The 16,394-nt window shown below is 62.2% G+C and carries 15 protein-coding genes; 11 read left to right on the top strand and 4 right to left on the bottom strand.

What is annotated here, in order from left to right:
- Positions 1-39: 39 nt before the first annotated feature.
- From VIM98_RS14345 to VIM98_RS14310, 8 genes are all read left to right on the top strand, one after another.
- Positions 40-576 carry a hypothetical protein gene (locus tag VIM98_RS14345; RefSeq protein ID WP_331993788.1) on the top strand — a complete coding sequence of 179 codons (537 nt, stop codon included), beginning with the start codon at positions 40-42 and terminating at the stop codon, positions 574-576.
- Between the two features lie 44 nt (positions 577-620).
- Entirely contained in the window at positions 621-1,988 is a 1,368-nt protein-coding gene (gene glmU, locus VIM98_RS14340) for a bifunctional UDP-N-acetylglucosamine diphosphorylase/glucosamine-1-phosphate N-acetyltransferase GlmU (protein ID WP_331993787.1), read from the top strand.
- A 402-nt stretch (positions 1,989-2,390) separates the two neighbouring features.
- On the top strand, positions 2,391-6,392 hold the full coding sequence (locus VIM98_RS14335) for an amino acid adenylation domain-containing protein (protein ID WP_331993786.1): 4,002 nt from the start codon (positions 2,391-2,393) through the stop codon (positions 6,390-6,392).
- On the top strand, positions 6,385-7,701 hold the full coding sequence (locus VIM98_RS14330) for a glycosyltransferase (protein ID WP_331993785.1): 1,317 nt from the start codon (positions 6,385-6,387) through the stop codon (positions 7,699-7,701). Before VIM98_RS14335 ends, VIM98_RS14330 begins: the two co-directional genes overlap by 8 nt.
- Positions 7,702-8,254: 553 nt before the next feature.
- Complete coding sequence (locus VIM98_RS14325; RefSeq protein WP_331993834.1) at positions 8,255-8,524, top strand: phosphopantetheine-binding protein; 270 nt, start codon at positions 8,255-8,257, stop codon at positions 8,522-8,524.
- A 21-nt stretch (positions 8,525-8,545) separates the two neighbouring features.
- Positions 8,546-8,845, top strand: coding sequence for a hydroxymyristoyl-ACP dehydratase (locus VIM98_RS14320; protein WP_331993784.1), 300 nt, complete (start codon positions 8,546-8,548; stop codon positions 8,843-8,845).
- Complete coding sequence (locus VIM98_RS14315; protein WP_331993783.1) at positions 8,842-9,792, top strand: acyltransferase; 951 nt, start codon at positions 8,842-8,844, stop codon at positions 9,790-9,792. Before VIM98_RS14320 ends, VIM98_RS14315 begins: the two co-directional genes overlap by 4 nt.
- Positions 9,785-10,225: a phosphotransferase gene (locus tag VIM98_RS14310; RefSeq protein ID WP_331993782.1), complete on the top strand. Its 441-nt coding sequence runs from the start codon at positions 9,785-9,787 to the stop codon at positions 10,223-10,225. The genes VIM98_RS14315 and VIM98_RS14310 overlap by 8 nt, the downstream gene beginning before the upstream one ends.
- Here VIM98_RS14310 and VIM98_RS14305 read toward each other — a convergent pair.
- The 3 genes from VIM98_RS14305 to VIM98_RS14295 are packed head-to-tail and all read right to left on the bottom strand — an operon-like array spanning position 10,206 to position 12,990.
- Positions 10,206-10,994, bottom strand: coding sequence for a glycosyltransferase family 2 protein (locus VIM98_RS14305; protein WP_331993781.1), 789 nt, complete (start codon positions 10,992-10,994; stop codon positions 10,206-10,208). The two genes, VIM98_RS14310 and VIM98_RS14305, sit on opposite strands and share 20 nt — an antisense overlap.
- On the bottom strand, positions 10,991-11,788 hold the full coding sequence (locus VIM98_RS14300) for a beta-ketoacyl synthase chain length factor (protein WP_331993780.1): 798 nt from the start codon (positions 11,786-11,788) through the stop codon (positions 10,991-10,993). Before VIM98_RS14300 ends, VIM98_RS14305 begins: the two co-directional genes overlap by 4 nt.
- Complete coding sequence (locus tag VIM98_RS14295; RefSeq protein WP_331993779.1) at positions 11,785-12,990, bottom strand: beta-ketoacyl-ACP synthase; 1,206 nt, start codon at positions 12,988-12,990, stop codon at positions 11,785-11,787. The genes VIM98_RS14300 and VIM98_RS14295 overlap by 4 nt, the downstream gene beginning before the upstream one ends.
- A gap of 196 nt (positions 12,991-13,186) precedes the next feature.
- On the opposite strand from VIM98_RS14295, the gene hemF reads away from it, so the two are divergent.
- Positions 13,187-14,095, top strand: coding sequence for an oxygen-dependent coproporphyrinogen oxidase (hemF, locus tag VIM98_RS14290; RefSeq protein ID WP_331993778.1), 909 nt, complete (start codon positions 13,187-13,189; stop codon positions 14,093-14,095).
- A 122-nt stretch (positions 14,096-14,217) separates the two neighbouring features.
- Here hemF and VIM98_RS14285 read toward each other — a convergent pair whose 3' ends face one another.
- Complete coding sequence (locus VIM98_RS14285; protein ID WP_331993777.1) at positions 14,218-14,865, bottom strand: hypothetical protein; 648 nt, start codon at positions 14,863-14,865, stop codon at positions 14,218-14,220.
- 171 nt (positions 14,866-15,036) lie between these two features.
- Here VIM98_RS14285 and gpmA point away from each other — a divergent pair, with 171 nt between their 5' ends.
- Both gpmA and VIM98_RS14275 read left to right on the top strand, forming a co-directional pair.
- Positions 15,037-15,783: a 2,3-diphosphoglycerate-dependent phosphoglycerate mutase gene (gene gpmA, locus VIM98_RS14280; RefSeq protein ID WP_331993776.1), complete on the top strand. Its 747-nt coding sequence runs from the start codon at positions 15,037-15,039 to the stop codon at positions 15,781-15,783.
- A gap of 149 nt (positions 15,784-15,932) precedes the next feature.
- On the top strand, positions 15,933-16,394 hold a 462-nt coding region (locus VIM98_RS14275; RefSeq protein WP_331993775.1), incomplete at its 3' end, for a CcdC protein domain-containing protein.

Raw genomic sequence — 16,394 nt, 5'->3', positions numbered from 1 at the left:
ATGCATCCTGCACTATCCCCACCCCGATACCGAATCCACATGAAGCGCTTCTGCTACGTGGCCCTGTTGTTGTTCCTGACAGCCGGCTGCACCCAGGCCCCCACCAAGCCAACCGCGCCAGCACCTAGCCACCAAGGCAGCAGCAGTTGGCAAGAAAAGACCGATGCGGGCGTAGAGCACTACCAACTCGCCATGGGACAGACGGGGAGCGGGGGCTCGCCGTTCCAGCGTGTCGATGCGATCTACCCGTCCAGTCTCTTGGCAAGCTGCCCCGCACCGGTCGATATCGAAGCCCAGGTCATCGTCGACACCGATGGCAAGACCAGCGAGGTGCGCATGGCCGGCGAAGCGCAGGCCGATGCCGAACGTAAGCTGTTCATGCAGGCGGTGCGCGAAGCGTTGAAGCAATGGGAGTTCAACCCCCTGGTGATCCGGTACTGGACTGCCGACGCCAACGGCGAACAGCACGATGCCAAGAGCGAAACCCGGCCCTTCAGTCTCAACTATTCCTTTCACTTCGAATGCCGTGACGGCCGGGCCGTCACCCGTACCGAGGACCGCGAAGCCGGTGGCTGAGCGTCCGCTATGATGTCGTCATCGCCGCATAGGGAACGCCCATCATGAATTCTGCTCCGCTGCATGTCGTGATCCTCGCTGCCGGCGAAGGCAAGCGCATGAAGTCGAAGCTGGCCAAGGTGCTGATGCCCTTGGCCGGACGCCCCTTGCTCGGACATGTGATCGAAGCGGCGCGTACCCTGCGGCCCGATGCCATCCACGTGGTGTATGGCCACCATGGCGAGCAGGTGCGCGGTGCGTTTGCCGGCCAGGCGGATCTGCACTGGGCACTGCAGGCCCAGCAGCTGGGTACCGGGCATGCGGTCGAGCAAGCCATGGAAGCCATTCCCGACCGTGCGCGCGTGCTGGTGCTGTATGGCGATGTGCCGCTGACCCGCGCGCAGACCCTGCATCAATTGGTGCAAAGCCCGGTCTCGCTCGCCTTGCTCACTACGCGCCTGGCCAATCCGCATGGCTACGGTCGCGTGCTGGGAGACGACAGCGGGCATGTGCGTGCTGTCGTGGAGGAGAAGGACGCCAACGACAACCAGCGGGCAGTCAACCTGATCAACACCGGCATTCTCGCCGTCGATGCGGCGTCCTTGCGACGCTGGCTAGGCAGGCTGGAACGAAATAACGCCCAAGGCGAGTATTACCTGACGGATATCTTCGCCATGGCCGCAGCGGAAGGTCACCCGGCTCTCAGCGTGGAGTGCGCCGATCCTGTCGAGGCCGCGGGTGCCAATAACCCTTGGCAGTTAGCGGAGCTGGAAGCGCAGCATCGCCAGCGCGCCGCTCGCACGCTGGCCGAAGAGGGGGTGCGTATCGCCGATCCGGCGCGCCTGGACGTGCGCGGCAAGGTGACTGCCGGTCGCGATGTGGAGCTGGATATCGATGTGGTGCTGGAAGGCGATGTCGAGCTGGGCGACGATGTCCGTATCGGACCATTCTGCCGTCTGAAGAATGTCCGTCTCGCCGCCGGTACGGTAGTGCAGGCACATTGCGATATCGAGGGTGCGGTGACGCACGGTCCTTGCATCATCGGCCCATTCGCGCGCCTGCGTCCCGGTACCGAACTGGCCAGCGGCGTCCACGTCGGCAACTTCGTCGAAGTGAAGAAATCCAGCATCGGCGAAAACAGCAAGGCCAATCACCTCAGCTACATCGGCGACGCGGTCATCGGTCGTCATGTCAATGTCGGTGCGGGCACGATTACCTGCAACTACGACGGAGTGAACAAGTTCGTCACTCGCATCGAGGACGGTGTTTTTATCGGATCCAACAGCGCGTTGGTCGCGCCGGTGACCGTAGGTGCCATGGCGACGATCGGTGCGGGATCGGTCATTACCAAAGACGCTCCCGAAGGACAGCTGACTCTCGCCCGGGCAAGGCAAGCGACGCTTGTCGGTTGGTCGCGTCCCACCAAGAAGTAGCGTGTGTCGAATTGAAGCGAAGGTTCCACATCGAAGAACGTTGGTTCATCCTGAAGGCGATCCCTGAAAGTCGGGATCGCCCAGATGCGGAAGTGAATAAACAACTTCATGGTGAAAGCGATTTAAGCTGGAATAGTCGCTCGAGATGTCGAGACGTGGTATCGCGTGGGCGCATCTTGCCATTCCAGGCTGCAACGAATTTACAGATCATGGCCCGGTTTTTCTCAGGCCATCACTTGATTTCGTAAGCCATGAAGAGCGCCAGCCCGATGCGCCACCTATATATGACGATGCCATAATCGACCTCGCAGTTGCTTTGCTTGCCAAGGCACTCTGTGAGTGAGTCCAGTGTTGGGCTCCTTCCATTGAATACGTCTTCGCCAATGTGCACAAGGAGGTGCCATGAACGATGTGCGTGCAGTTTCGCTGCCACTGAGCGCGGCCCAACTCGGTTTCTGGTTCAGTCAGAAAATAGGCGGGAAGGGTGCCAACTTCAATCTCGCCGAAGCCATTGAGATCCACGGTCGGATCGAGCCGGGATTGTTTCTGCGTGCGCTGCGCCAGGTGGCGTCGGAAGCCGACGCGGTGCGTCTGCGCTTGATCGAGATCGACGGCGTGCCGCACCAGCGCATTGACGACGTGTGCACAGATGTTTTTCCCTATTTCGACGTCAGCGAGGACGACGATCCTGCGGCAGCGGCCGAGCGTTGGATGATCGCCGAACTGTCCAGGCCAATCGAATTGGGCGAAAGCAAGCTATGGGCTTGCGCTTTGTTCAAGCTCGGTGACGAACGCTATATCTGGTATCACCGCGCGCATCACATTGTCCTCGATGGTTACGCGGGCGGCCTGGTCGCGCGTCGTGTCGCGGAAATCTACTCCGCTTATGCATCCGATCGCACACCCGAGCCGAACCCGTTTCATACATTGGCTTCGTTGCTGGAAGCGGAGGATGCCTACCGTGCTTCGGATAGGTGCCGACGCGATCGTGAATACTGGCATAAACAGCTGGCAGAACTTCCCGAGCCGATGACGCTGTCGCGTCGGCGCTCGTGCGGTGAAGTTGGGCTCCAGCGCAGCAGCAGCACGCTATCGAGCGAACATACGCGCCGCTTGCGCGCCCTTGGCAAAGAGCATTCGGCGAGCTTGCCCCAGGTATTGATCGCACTGATCGCGGCCTACTACTTCCGCGCCACCGGCGCTACCGATCTGGTCCTGGGCATGCCCGTCAGCGGCCGGGTCAATCCTCAGCTGCGACGTACGCCCGGTATGCTCGCGAATGCGGTGCTCCTGCGTTTGCGGCTGGCACCCGACCAGACTGTCGGCGAACTGATAGCCCATGTCTCGCGTATCGTGACGCAGGCTTTGCGTCATCAGCGTCACCGCTACGAAGATCTGCGTCGCGAACTCGGCCTGGTCGGTCGTGGTCAGCGCGCAGCTTGGCTCGGCGTAAACATCGAGCCCTTCGACTATGCACTGGATTTTGGCGGTGCAAATGGCATCGGGCGCAACCTTTCCAACGGCTCGGCCGAAGACCTTACGGTATTCGTCTATGATCGTGGCGATGACAGTGGCCTGCGTTTCGACTTCGACGCCAACCCCGCGCTATACGACGCGAAGGAACTCGATGAGCACTGCCGGCGCTTGCGGCAGTTGATCGAAGCGGTGCTCGCCAACCCCGAGGCAACCCTATGCGACATCGATGTGCTTGGCGACGACGAGCGTCATCGTCTGCTCCGACATTGGAACGATACTTGTGCGCCAGTGCGCGACGCGACCTTGCCTGCGTTGTTTGTCGAACAGGCTCGTCGCAGTCCTTCAGCCATCGCAGTCCGATGCGGCGATCGTTGCCTGAGCTATCGCGAACTGTACGTGCGTTGCCTGCACGAGGCGCACCGGCTGGTCGAGCGCGGTGTTGCTCCTGGTCAGATCATGGCCATGGCGTTGCCACGCGACGAGAACCTTCTGGTTGCAATGTTGGCTATTGGCCTGGCGGGCGCTGCCTATCTGCCACTCGATCTGGGTGCGCCCGACGAACGTCTGGCGAACCTGCTCGGGGATGCCGGGCCGACGCTGTTGTTGACGTCGCAGGCATTCGCACCGCGACTGGAGCACTTGGGCACGCCATTGGCAATGCTCGCACGGGCCGACACGGTCCAAGCGCTGACGGATCCGCAATCGTTCGATTTATCTACGCCGGAGACTTCCGCATACGTGCTCTACACTTCCGGCTCGACCGGCCTGCCCAAAGGGGTTGAGGTCAGCCACAGCAATCTGAGTAATATGCTCGAAGCGACGCGCCGCTTGCTAGTCCCGATCGCAAGCGAACGCTTTCTGGCGACGACCACTGTGATCTTCGACATCGCCGCACTGGAGCTGTTCCTGCCATTGATCGTCGGCGCACAGACCGTGATCGCCAGCGACGACATCGTGCGCGACCCGTCACGCCTGGCTACCTTAGTCTGCGAACAGGGTATCGATTACATGCAGGCGACCCCATCGCTGTGGCGCATGTTGCTGTCTTATGGCGAAACCGATCTCTCCGGGGTGCACGCATTGGCCGCGGGCGAAGCGCTGCCCGGTGAACTCGCCCTGCGCTTGGCACAGCAGGCAGACAAGGTTACCAATCTCTATGGTCCGACCGAAACCAGCGTCTATGCCACGGCAATCGAGCTGTCGCGTGTAGACCTGCCGGCACCGCCGATTGGACGCCCCCTACTCAATACCCGTGTATACGTGCTCGATGCCAGCGGTGGCCCGGTTCCCACAGGTTGCCCAGGCGAGCTTTATATCGCTGGCGCGTGTGTGGCCAAGGGCTATCTGCAACGCCCCGAGCTGACGGCGCAGCGCTTCCTGCCCGATCCTTTCTATCCCGGCGGTGGCCGCATGTATCGCACGGGCGACGTAGTGCGTTGGCGCGAGGACGGTGTGCTGGAATATCTCGGACGCACCGATCAACAGATCAAGATTCGTGGCCATCGGGTCGAGCCTGGCGAGATCGAGGCCAGGCTGCTGGAGTGCGCCGACATTGCGGATGCCGCGGTGACAGCCAATCCCGCTGGCAGTGAAGGCGATGTGCGCCTCAGTGCTTACCTGGTGCCTGTCGACGGGGCGGTGCTGCAGGTCGAGGCGGTGCGTCGCCACTTGGCTGATAAGCTCCCCGCTTACATGATTCCCAGCGCTCTGGTGCCGGTACCCGCATTGCCGCTGACGCCCAACGGCAAGCTCGATCGCAAGGCATTGCCTGCGGTGGAACTCGGCGAGCGCGGCGATTACGTGGCACCGGGCACAGCGACGGAGCGTGAAATCGAGACAATCTGGAAGGATCTGCTAGGCCTGTCACGCGTCGGAATACACGATAACTTCTTTGAAGTCGGCGGAAATTCGCTCGTCGCCGCCCAGTTGATCGCGCGCTTGGCGGATCGCTATGGCAAACGCTTGCCGGTGGCGAGCCTCTTTGAGGTCTCGACCATTGCCGGCCTCGCTGCGCTGTTCGAACATGGCGCGCGCGAGCAGGGCGATCCATTGGCCGCAGTTCTGCCGCTGCGTAAGCCGACACGCTCGGACGCGCTGTCGCTGCGGCCGTTGTTCTGCATCCATCCCATCGCCGGGCTTAGCCTTGGATATTCAAGCCTGTTGCGCCACCTCGACCCGTCGCTGCCGGTCTATGGCCTGCAGGCACGTGGGCTGCGTGGCAATGAGCCGCTGCCCGACGGCATCGATGAGATAGCGGCCGACTACCTTGCACAGATGCGTCGTATTCAGCCCGAGGGACCTTACCGCTTGCTCGGCCGTTCGCTAGGAGGGGTGATTGCCCACACCATCGCCGCACAGTTGAGCGAGCAAGGCGAACGTGTCGAACTGCTGGCCATGATCGATAGCTATCTGTTTGTGCAGGACTCCGTACACGATCCAGCCGATGAAGTGCGTGCCGCGATGGATTTCCTCGGCATCGCTACCGAAGGCGATGCGATGCCCGGTAGCCTGGACGAACTGGCGCCGACGCTACTCGCATACAACACACGCTCGATGCCATTGCTAAACGAAATTGCGCGCGACCAGCCGCATTTCGTGGAGCGTGTCTTTGAGGTAATGCGCAACAATCTTGCGCTGGCACGCCGGCATGTGCCACGCAAGCTCGATTTGGATCTGGTGTATTTCCACGCTACCCGGCACCTCGGCGATCCTTCTGCGGTGGTCCAGCACGATCCGGAAGTCTGGCGTTCCTATATCGACGGTCGGTTCGAACTTCATGCGCTGGATTGCCACCATGAGGAGGTGCTCGATGCCTTGCCGGCAGCGCGCATCGGCCATGTGTTGAGCCAACGTCTGGACCTCGCACAACAGCCAGCGCCAGGCATGCCTGACACCGACATGCAGGCGTGCCTGGTGGCATATGCCTGAGCCGCTTCCGATGGTCGCGCGCCCCATTGTGATCTTCACGATCGGCACACTCGGGGACGTATTGCCCTGCATTGCGTTGGGCCAAGGTTTGCAGCGCGCGGGCTATCCCGTGCGCATCGCTACAAGCTCCAACTTTGCCGCACGGGTGCGCGATGCCGGACTCGAGCACCGGCCATTGAGTGGGGATTTCCAAGCCATGCTCGAGGCGGATCGCGGCATCGCCAATCATGGCTTGAACCTGCTTGCCATGGCGCGCATCTTCCGCAAACGCTTCACGCAATGGGCTGGCAGTTGGGCCGCAGAAGGCCTGTCCGCCTGCCAAGGCGCGGGCTTGCTGATCGGTGCCAGTAACGCCACCCAGCTAGCCAAAGCCTTGTCCGAAGCAAGCGGTCTGCCATTCGTGATCGCTCGCCTGCAACCGCTGACACCTTCGCGCGTGTTACCTCCGATGGTATTGGCTGGTGCGCGGGAACGCGTGCCGGTCGTCATGAGCCTGGGCCTGTACAAGTTGATCCATCTGCTGATCTGGTACGTCGTGAAGCCAGCGATCAACGACCTAGTACGACCGCAGCTGGGCCTGCGGCGCTATCCCTGGTACGGCCCAGCGCTGGGCCGTGAAGCCCAACAGGAGAAGATCATTCATGGCTACAGCGCAGCCTTGCTGCCAAGGCCTGCCGACTGGCCGGAGGGTTCGCAGGTCACCGGTTACTGGTTCGGGCGACCGAGCTCGTGGCAACCCAGCGATGCCTTGCAGCGTTTCCTCGATAACGATGATAAGCCGGTCTACGTCGGCTTCGGTAGCATGGTCAACAGCGATGCCGCGGGTTTCACCAGGGTGGTGCTCGACGCCGTCGAGCGCAGCGGCCTGCGTGCAGTCCTCGCTACCGGCTGGGGTGGGCTCGATGGTGCCGTGGGTGCACGCAGTGCACGTACCTTTTTTTTGCGAGACGCACCCCACGATGCCCTGTTTCCGCATATGTGCGCAGCGGTGCATCATGGCGGCGCCGGCACCACAGCGGCAGCGGTGCGGGCCGGTATCCCTTCGGTCGTGATACCGTTCTACGGCGATCAGCCGTTCTGGGCGCGCTGCCTCCAGCACCGTGGCGTTGCGCCCCCGGCGCTACAACGAAGGAATCTGGACGCTGTTCGACTGGCCGAGGCACTGCTCGCCACTCAGCGGCCCTCGATGCAGGCGGCGGCCACGCAGTTGGGGCGCACGGTACGCGCGGAGGATGGCATCGGTACGGCACTGACGCTATTGCGCGCCTGGGGCATGATCGAACCGGTGCGATCCGAAGCCGGGCCATAAAGTCCCGATACGGATGGCGTCCCACTGGAATGGCAGGCTCTCCGCAGCCACACCCCCGGTTGCTAAACGCCAGGGCTATCTATACGAGTTGAGGAACAGTTTCCTCCATGAGGGCATGCGATTTTACCCGTACCGCAGCATGCACGAGGCGGTAAGCCTGCATTACTGAAGCAGAGCCCATGAATCGACAGCGCGAAGGCTGCCCAGGCCGAGTCGTGCACGGGGCATGCGCGCCATGGCCGGGTAAACACGATATAAATCCGGGCGAATCCGCCGCCACCGATAACCCACGACAGGCTTTGCAACCGGGACTCACCGCAGAAAAAGTTTTACTTTTTCCGCAGAAGAATGAGTGGCTTTGTGGTCTTGCTCCTTTTCGGGAGAAGCCGATGTGGATGCCACGTCAATGGCGAACTCGCAGTCGCCTCCGTTCAGCCTGCGCGTTGGACAATGCTTCCGACGGCGGCGGCTTCACAGCGCCTAGCAGGCGGTAACCCCATGCTAGACTTCGCGGCCATCTTGACGGCGTAGCAGACTTTCGGTGCCCGAGCATATGATCGTACAGAACCCGATGCAGCGCGAATTGGCAGCCTTGATCGTCGATTCTCTCAATCTGGAGACGATCAAGCCCGAGCAGATCGAGGCCGATGCGCCGCTATTCGGCGGGGAATTGGGACTGGATTCGATCGATGCCTTGGAAATCGCATTGGCGGTATCCAAGCGTTATGGATTCCAATTGCGCTCGGACAACCCGGACAACGGCCGTATCTTCGCGTCTTTGCGCAGTTTGTCCGAGCATGTCGAGCAATATCGCATGGTCTGACGGCAAGTCGGGGGAGTCGCGATGACGATCGCCAATGCTGTTTTCCCATTGAGGATCCCAGCGGATCATCCCAGTTTGCCGGGGCATTTTCCGGGGCAGCCGATCGTGCCTGGAGTTCTGCTGCTCGATGCCGTCGCCGAAGCATTGTACACATCGCGCGGACATCGGCTGACACAGGTGGTCGAAGCGAAATTCCTGTCGCCATTGCTGCCCGAGCAAGTAGCGGAACTTCGGTTGACCGATCACGGCGGGCGTGTGCTCTTCGAAATCCGCTTTGAGGACCGCTGCCTCGCCCGCGGTACCGTGCGAGGCGAACCATGAGCGCGCATTGGCAAAGCCGTCCCGAAGGCGGTAGCCGCGCGGCGATATGGACCATTCGCGCACTTGCGTTATGGGGTGGGCGCAGCTTCGTGCATGTGCTGCTGTGGCCGATCACGCTGTATTTCGTTTTGCGTCGAGGCCCGGAACGGCGTGCATCGCGGGATTTCCTGACGAGAGTATTTGGGCGCCCGGCACGATTCGGAGAGGTGTTCCGACATGTGCGCATGTATGGTGTCACGCAGCTGGATCGTATCTTTCTCCTTGCCCGTGGCGAGCAAGGGTTCGACATCCAGGCCGAAGGCCTGCCCATGCTTGAGCGTTATATCGAACGTGGCCGCGGCGTGTTGCTGATCGGATCGCACCAGGGAAGCTTCGAGGCCTTACGCGTGCTTGGTTCGCGTCGTCCGGACCTGGCCTTGCGTGTGGTGCTCGACAAGCAGAAAACGCCTGAGATGACGGCACTGTTGGAAGAGCTTGCGCCACACGTTGGCGCCTGCGTTATCGATGCAGCGCGTGGCGGTACCTCGGTGACGCTTGCCGCGGCCGAAGCCTGCAACGAGGGCGCTATGGTCGCCTTGCTTGCGGATCGGGCGCGCGCAAATGAAGCGTCGCGCTATGTGCCGTTCCTCGGACAGCCGGCCGGGTTCCCTATTGGGCCTTGGTTGCTTGCGCACAGTCTGAAGGTGCCCGTGGTGCTTTGTTTTGGTTTATATCAGGGCGGCAACCGCTATCGCCTGGTCTTTGAGCCCTTCGCAGAGTTCATCGATATTCCACGCGATCGCCGCGCGAACGATCTGGATGCCGTACTGGCGCGTTATGCCGCGCGCGTGGAGCATTACGCGCGGACCGAACCTTACAACTGGTTCAACTTTTACGATTTCTGGCAGGAAGAAAATCTCGGCGAGACGCTGGTGACGAGCGTTCGCCCGGAACATGCCGATGCCTGACCTGCTGCGCAGCGATTGGGCGCACCTGATACCGCATGCCGGAGCCATGTGCCTGCTCGATGCCGTGCGTCGTTTCGACGCCGAAACGATATGGGCTGTGAGTACACGGCACGCCAGCGCCGATCATCCGTTGCGTGGCGAGCACGGCCTGCATGCGGTGCATCTGATCGAATATGGCGCACAGGCCGCCGCTGTCCATGCGGCGCTGACGGCGCGTGAGCGCGGCGATGAAACGGTGCGCGCCGGGCGCTTGGTCAGCGTGCGCGATTGCACCCTGCACGTGGGAACCGTCGATCGCCTGCACGGAGAGATATGCGTGACCGCCCAGTGCCTCTACGCCGACGATAGCGGCGCGCAATACACGTTTGCTGTTGAGTGCGGAGGTCAACCGCTGGCTAGCGGGCGCGTGGCGGTTATCCACCCGCGGCTTTAGCGCTGCCGAGCAAGCCGCTGGATACATCGCCCACAATCGTCGGTGCCGCGCGCGAGCGACGATAAGCATGCCTGATGCCACCGTAGTGGAGCACTTGGCCGACGGTGTAGCTGGTGATGCGCATGACATCGCGTACCGGGCTGAAATGGCTGATGCGGAATTGTCCGGCATAGCGCGAAGCGATGGGCACGGAGACCACGCCGATGTGTTTGTCCCGTGATGCGGCGATGAGGATGGCCGCTTCGAAGACGAAGTTCTGCGCCGGCAGGTCGACTAGGTCGAGCGCACGGCGAGGATACCAACGTTGCCCGCTCTGCGTATCGGCCACCGGTTGTGCACATGCCCAGGAAATGCCCCAATCAGCGAATGCATTGGCGAAGCGCCGTCCTTTGGGCTGTTGTTCGCGATCGAGCATGCGTGCTCCGATTACGATGTGGTCGGGATAGCGCTGTGCTGCGCGCACGATGCGTGGGATATCCGCAGCCAGATGCTGGCCGTCGCCATCCATTGTTACTACTGCGTCAAAGCCCTGCCGCAAGGCTTCGCGAAAACCGGTACGCAACGCTTCGCCCTTGCCCATGCGGTGTTCGTGCCGCAACAAGGTGACTGGATAGGAGCGGACAATATCGACGGTTCGATCGTCCGAGCCATCGTCCACCACAATGACCGGCACACGCAGGGCAAGTACCGAAGCGATCACCCGGGCAATCGCCGCCTCCTCGTTCAGACAGGGAATGAGTACACACCAGCGGCAGGCGGAAGCGTTCAAGGGATGATCTCCGTATGCACGTCCAGATACATCGACGGCGTCAATGCCAGCGCGACCTTTCCACCGCTGCCAGCCAACGCGGCCAGCAAGGGCAGGGAGTTTGCGCTTGCGTTATCGGTATACCACTTGCACGGTGAAGCCGGCGAAGCGGACGCTGCGGGCATTTCGCCGGCAGTCACGTACAGGTCCAATCTGGCCAGACTTCGTTCGCTGGCTGCCGGAGCCAACAGCAGTGCCGTGCCGAACGATTGCCTGCAGTCGGTCAGTTCGTTCAAGGGACCCGTACCGGCGATATCGCTGCACACGAGCAAGACCTTGCGGCGATCGGCCATAGCCTGCATGGTCGCTTCCAATAGCGCGTGAGCGAAACTTGCGGCGCCGGCGCATATCGCAGTGGTGGGCGCGTGGCATGCGCTGACGATGGTCCAATAACCGGCGGGTGCATTGTGGACCGAATTATGAAAGCGGGTCGGTGAAAGTTCGGTCGGCGCGCGTGCCAGCGTGGTGCACATGTAGTCGGTGATGACATGATCGCCATGCGCGGACGCGAATACGCAAACCAGTTGTGCCGGATCGGCCGCGCTCATATCGACGGCCTGACCGGCGACTTCCACCGCGAGCAGCACGCTTTCCGGTGCGCGTCGACGCTCGTTCGCCGGCAGGCGGTTCGCGGGTGGGCGTGTTGCGGATGCCTCGATGTTGCCGCCGCGAACCTGCGTGCGCAGCGCTGCGAAATCGGGCCAGTGCGCGGACCATAGGCCGATACCTTCGACATAAGCGTGCCAAGGCTTCATGCCGTGTGCTCCGCGCTGCCGAATGCCAGGCAGCTGTTGTTGCCGCCGAAACCGAAGGCGTTGCTCAGTGCGACTCCGACACGCTGCCGTTCGGTCCGCCAGGCCCACTGGGGCCCGCAACTGGTATCCGGTTCGTTGCAGCCGGCATTGCCAGGCACGCGACCGTCGACGATGGCGAGCAGGGCTATCGCGGCGCCGACGATGCCAGCCGCGCCGAGCGTATGGCCGGTCAGCGCCTTGGTGGAGCTGACTCGGGTAGTGACGGGAAAGCTGCGGACGATCAGCTGTGCCTCGACTTCGTCGTTCTTGAGCGATGCGGTGCCATGCAAATGGATGTAGTCGACATCGGCATGCACCAAGCCTGCGCGCGCCAGTGCATCGCGCATGGCCAGTTCGGCGCCGAGCCCTTGGGGATGCGGCGCCGACATATGGTGCGCATCGCTGGATTCGCCATAGCCGAGCAGGCGAGGCGCACCGGCCGCGCACTCGATGCGTTCAAGCATCGCGAAGCCGGCCGCTTCGCCGATGGAGATGCCACGCCGTGCGCGATCGAAAGGCCGGCAGGGCTCGACGGAGAGCAATTCCAGCGCATTGAAGCCGAACAGCGTGCTGTCGCACAGGCTATCGACGCCGCCGACCACGGCCGCATCGACCAGACCCAGGCGAATCATCCGTTCGGCGTGTGCGAAAACCTTGGCGCTGGAGGAACATGCGGTCGAAACAGTCAGTGCCGGCCCGTTCAATCCCAGCGCGTCGGCGACGAAAGCGCTGAGCGAATGTGGCGAGTGAATCTGGGCACGTCGCAAGTCCGGCGGGATGTGGCCGTCAGCATCCAGCCGCCGGTACGCCTCTTCGGTGGCGTTGACACTGGCAGTGGATGTACCCAGCACCAGGGCGATCCTGCCCGGACCGTAGCGCGTCCTGGCCGCTTCCACCGCTTGAAGAAAATCGTCCTGGCTCAGGCCGAGCCAAGCCAGCCGGTTATTGCGGCATTCCCAGGAACTTAGTGTCTCCGGCAAGGGTGTACGTTCGATCCGATCCACGCGGCCGATCCAGCAATCCAGGGGCTGGCTACTGAAATCGTTCCGTCGCAGGCCGCTGCGCATGGCGTTCAGGGCGGAGCGATGCGCATCCAGGCCCGGTCCCAGCGCCGAGGTCACGGTAAAGGCAGTGATGGCGAGGGGTGGCACGGGTTGGAGCATGGCCATGAGCCTGACAGGTTTAGGCCGCCCAGGGCAGACCTCTATGTCGATGATGTGACATGGCTGAGCCTGCATGTAGGCTTGCCTAGAAACCGTGAATACTTTTGGAGTGCGTCGCGACGCCGCGCCGCATCGGCGTCGTCGGTACGACTTGTTAAGCTGCAGCGATCCTCCCGCCTGCTACCTCAGGTTTTTCATGAGCCAACAAGCCGATCTTGTCGAACACTTCCTGCGTAGTCTGCAGGATCGTATCTGTGCTGCCGTGGAGCGCGTCGATGGCCAGGCGACATTCGCGGAAGATGCCTGGGTCCGCGAGGGCGGCGGAGGCGGCCGGACGCGCGTTCTGCGCGGCGGTGGCGTATTCGAACAGGCCGGAGTGAATTTCTCCCGGGTGCACGGTCACACATTGCCACCCAGCGCCACCGCGCATCGGCCCGAGCTGGCGGGCGGCAGCTTCATCGCCACGGGCGTATCGCTGGTGCTGCACCCGCACAACCCCTATCTGCCGACCACGCACGCCAACGTACGCTATTTCGAAGCGAGCAAGCCCGGAATCGAGCCCGTGTGGTGGTTTGGCGGCGGCTTCGACCTGACACCTTTTTACCCATTCGACGAGGATGTCAAGCACTGGCACCGGGTAGCGAGCGACCTATGCGCGACTTATGGCGCCGACGTTTATCCACGCTACAAGCAATGGTGCGATGAGTACTTCTACCTGAAGCACCGCAAGGAAACCCGTGGCGTCGGCGGCTTGTTCTTCGATGACCTGAACGAAGGCGGTTTCGACCGATGTTTCGCTTTCACCCGCGCGGTGGGCGAAGGTTTCCTCGATGCGTACTTGCCGATTGCCGAGCGTCGTCGCGATATGCCTTATGGCGAGCGCGAGCGGGAGTTCCAGTTGTATCGGCGAGGACGCTATGTCGAGTTCAACCTGGTCTACGACCGCGGGACTTTGTTCGGTTTGCAATCGGGCGGACGCACCGAATCGATTCTGATGAGTCTGCCGCCTCGCGTACGTTACGAATATGCCTATCAGCCGGAGCCAGGTTCGCCGGAGGCGCGGTTAGCCGATTACCTGCAACCGCGCGAGTGGCTATCTGAGTAAGGCCGGTGCCTTGCGGCGTCTGTGAGGTCGCTCTCGACGCTCGCTGTAAGGCGTCAGGAGAGCAAGCAAAGCGAGCTTGCTCCACCTCTCCTCACAGGCCGCTTTGCGGCCGCCCTCATACCTTACGGTCTCGCGCCACTGAACTTCTGCGCCGTCGCGCCGACAACCTGGCCGATTTGCGCCGAATCGCTCACATGCAGCTCCACTTCGCGGCGGAACTCCAGGGTGCCCTGCACCACGGCATGCGGTCCGATAACGATATGCGGCACGCGGCTGCTGCCGAAGTGCCAGCCGCTCGGCTTCTCGACGAGGATGCCGCCTTCGACATGCGAGTCGGCGCCCACGGTGATGTCGCCGTTGACCGTGCGCAGGCCGCCTGCGACATGTGCCTGGTTCAGCTCCAGCGAACCGTTGACGTTCGAGACGCCGCCGAGCACTTCGCTGTTGTGGCCGATCGAAATCGCGCCGTTGGTGGCCTCGATCGCCCCCGACACTTTGACGCCCGCGCCCAGGGTGATGGAGCCGTTGACGGTACCGACTTCGCGAGCGGTGGAGCGGTCGTCCAGCTCGACGCTGCCGTTCACGGTGCTGGCCTTGTCCACGGTGGCGCCGCTGGCGACATTGACCTCGCCATTGACCGTGCTGACGTTGCCGGCATGTTGACCCGAGGCAACGTTGACCGAGCCGTTGACCTTGCTGATGTCGTCGCTGGCGTAGGCGGCCGCGACCAGAGAGAACGAAAGGGCGAGGACAAGCAGGGTACGACGCATGAGCGGGCTCCAGATTCGATGAGTGCCCTCTAGGATGCCTGGACGCGGCCTCGGGTTTAGCATGACTAATGGGGGAGCCGTCCCCGCGGGATCGGGCGGGGACGCGGCAGCCGGCCGCCGTATACTTCCCCCTTTACCCAGCGGGCCGCCGCCTCACCACCCGGACATCCCATGCACAAACTCGTACTTATCCGTCACGGCCAATCCCAGTGGAATCTCGACAACCGCTTCAGCGGCTGGGCGGACGTGGACCTTACCGCCCAAGGTATCGCCGAGGCGCAGGAGGCAGGGCAACTGCTCAAGGACGCCGGCTTCAGTTTCGACATCGCACATACGTCGGTGCTCAAGCGCGCAGTACGTACCCTGTGGCACGTGCAGGACGCGATGGATCTGATGTGGATTCCGGTGGTCACCGATTGGCGCCTCAACGAACGCCACTATGGGGGTCTCACCGGCCTCAACAAGGCCGAGACAGCAGCCAGATACGGCGAGGACCAGGTCAAGATCTGGCGGCGTAGCTACGACATTCCACCGCCGCCGCTGGAACGCGACAAGAACGAATCGGTGCACGATCCCCGTTATGCGGGACTCGATCCGAAGGACATCCCGGACACTGAATGCTTGAAGGACACGGTTGCCCGCGTTTTGCCGTACTGGCATGAAGTGCTGGCGCCTGCCATCCGCGCGGGTCAGCGCGTCGTTGTGGCTGCACACGGCAACTCGTTGCGTGCGTTGGTCAAATACCTGGATAACATTTCCGACGACGAGATCGTCGAGCTCAATATTCCCAACGGCGTGCCGCTGGTCTATGAATTCGACGCCGACCTCAAACCGGTAAAGCACTACTACCTGGGCGACGCCGCCGCGATCGAGGCGAAGATGGCCGCGGTGGCCAATCAGGGCAAGGCGAAAGCCTGAGGGGCCAGGTGAGTGCAGAGGAGTGAGGAGTCAAAGAAGGCTTGCTCCGCACTCGCTCCTCGTCACTCACCTCTACCAATGACACTCGTCACTGGCGGCGTGACCGCGCCGCCACTAGTCTTCGCTGGATTCCCACGGCGAGTACTCCCATGACCCCGCAAATGCTGACTCCCATGATCATGGCGGCGGTAATGGGGTTCTTGGTTTATCGGCGGATTCGCCGGACATTCGGACCGCAGCCGATTCAGCGCAATCGGATGATCTTGCGGATGGTTGTCCTTGGCGCGCTCGGCTTGTTGATTGCAGCCACCGGCTGGCATAACCCGAGCGTGCTGGAAGGCATGTTGGGCGGAGTCCTGATCGGCGTAGTGCTGGCGACCGTTGGCCTCAAGCTCACCCGGTTCGACCGCAACGCCAAGGGAGAGGATATCTACATCCCCAGCCCCTGGATCGGAGGCCTGTTAACGGCCTTGCTGGTAGGCCGACTGGTCTGGCGCTTCATGGCGGTGGAAACGCAGATGGGCGCTGCGGCCGCACCTAATGCGCCGCAGTGGGGCAATAGTCCGCTGACCCTGCTGATCTTCGGTCTGACCATCGGCTACTACGTCGGC

This window comes from Dyella sp., from assembly GCF_036568765.1.
Taxonomy (GTDB): Bacteria; Pseudomonadota; Gammaproteobacteria; order Xanthomonadales; family Rhodanobacteraceae; genus GSA-30.
The sequence above is the reverse complement of the archived record's forward strand: the minus strand, read 5'-3'. Positions and strand labels throughout refer to the sequence as shown.

Coding starts and splice junctions, on each gene's coding strand:
- VIM98_RS14345 (WP_331993788.1), top strand. CDS start 40: ATGAAGCGCTTCTGCTACGTGGCCCTGTTGTTGTTCCTGACAGCCGGC.
- glmU (WP_331993787.1), top strand. CDS start 621: ATGAATTCTGCTCCGCTGCATGTCGTGATCCTCGCTGCCGGCGAAGGC.
- VIM98_RS14335 (WP_331993786.1), top strand. CDS start 2,391: ATGAACGATGTGCGTGCAGTTTCGCTGCCACTGAGCGCGGCCCAACTC.
- VIM98_RS14330 (WP_331993785.1), top strand. CDS start 6,385: ATGCCTGAGCCGCTTCCGATGGTCGCGCGCCCCATTGTGATCTTCACG.
- VIM98_RS14325 (WP_331993834.1), top strand. CDS start 8,255: ATGATCGTACAGAACCCGATGCAGCGCGAATTGGCAGCCTTGATCGTC.
- VIM98_RS14320 (WP_331993784.1), top strand. CDS start 8,546: ATGACGATCGCCAATGCTGTTTTCCCATTGAGGATCCCAGCGGATCAT.
- VIM98_RS14315 (WP_331993783.1), top strand. CDS start 8,842: ATGAGCGCGCATTGGCAAAGCCGTCCCGAAGGCGGTAGCCGCGCGGCG.
- VIM98_RS14310 (WP_331993782.1), top strand. CDS start 9,785: ATGCCTGACCTGCTGCGCAGCGATTGGGCGCACCTGATACCGCATGCC.
- VIM98_RS14300 (WP_331993780.1), bottom strand. CDS start 11,788: ATGAAGCCTTGGCACGCTTATGTCGAAGGTATCGGCCTATGGTCCGCG.
- VIM98_RS14295 (WP_331993779.1), bottom strand. CDS start 12,990: ATGCTCCAACCCGTGCCACCCCTCGCCATCACTGCCTTTACCGTGACC.
- hemF (WP_331993778.1), top strand. CDS start 13,187: ATGAGCCAACAAGCCGATCTTGTCGAACACTTCCTGCGTAGTCTGCAG.
- VIM98_RS14285 (WP_331993777.1), bottom strand. CDS start 14,865: ATGCGTCGTACCCTGCTTGTCCTCGCCCTTTCGTTCTCTCTGGTCGCG.
- gpmA (WP_331993776.1), top strand. CDS start 15,037: ATGCACAAACTCGTACTTATCCGTCACGGCCAATCCCAGTGGAATCTC.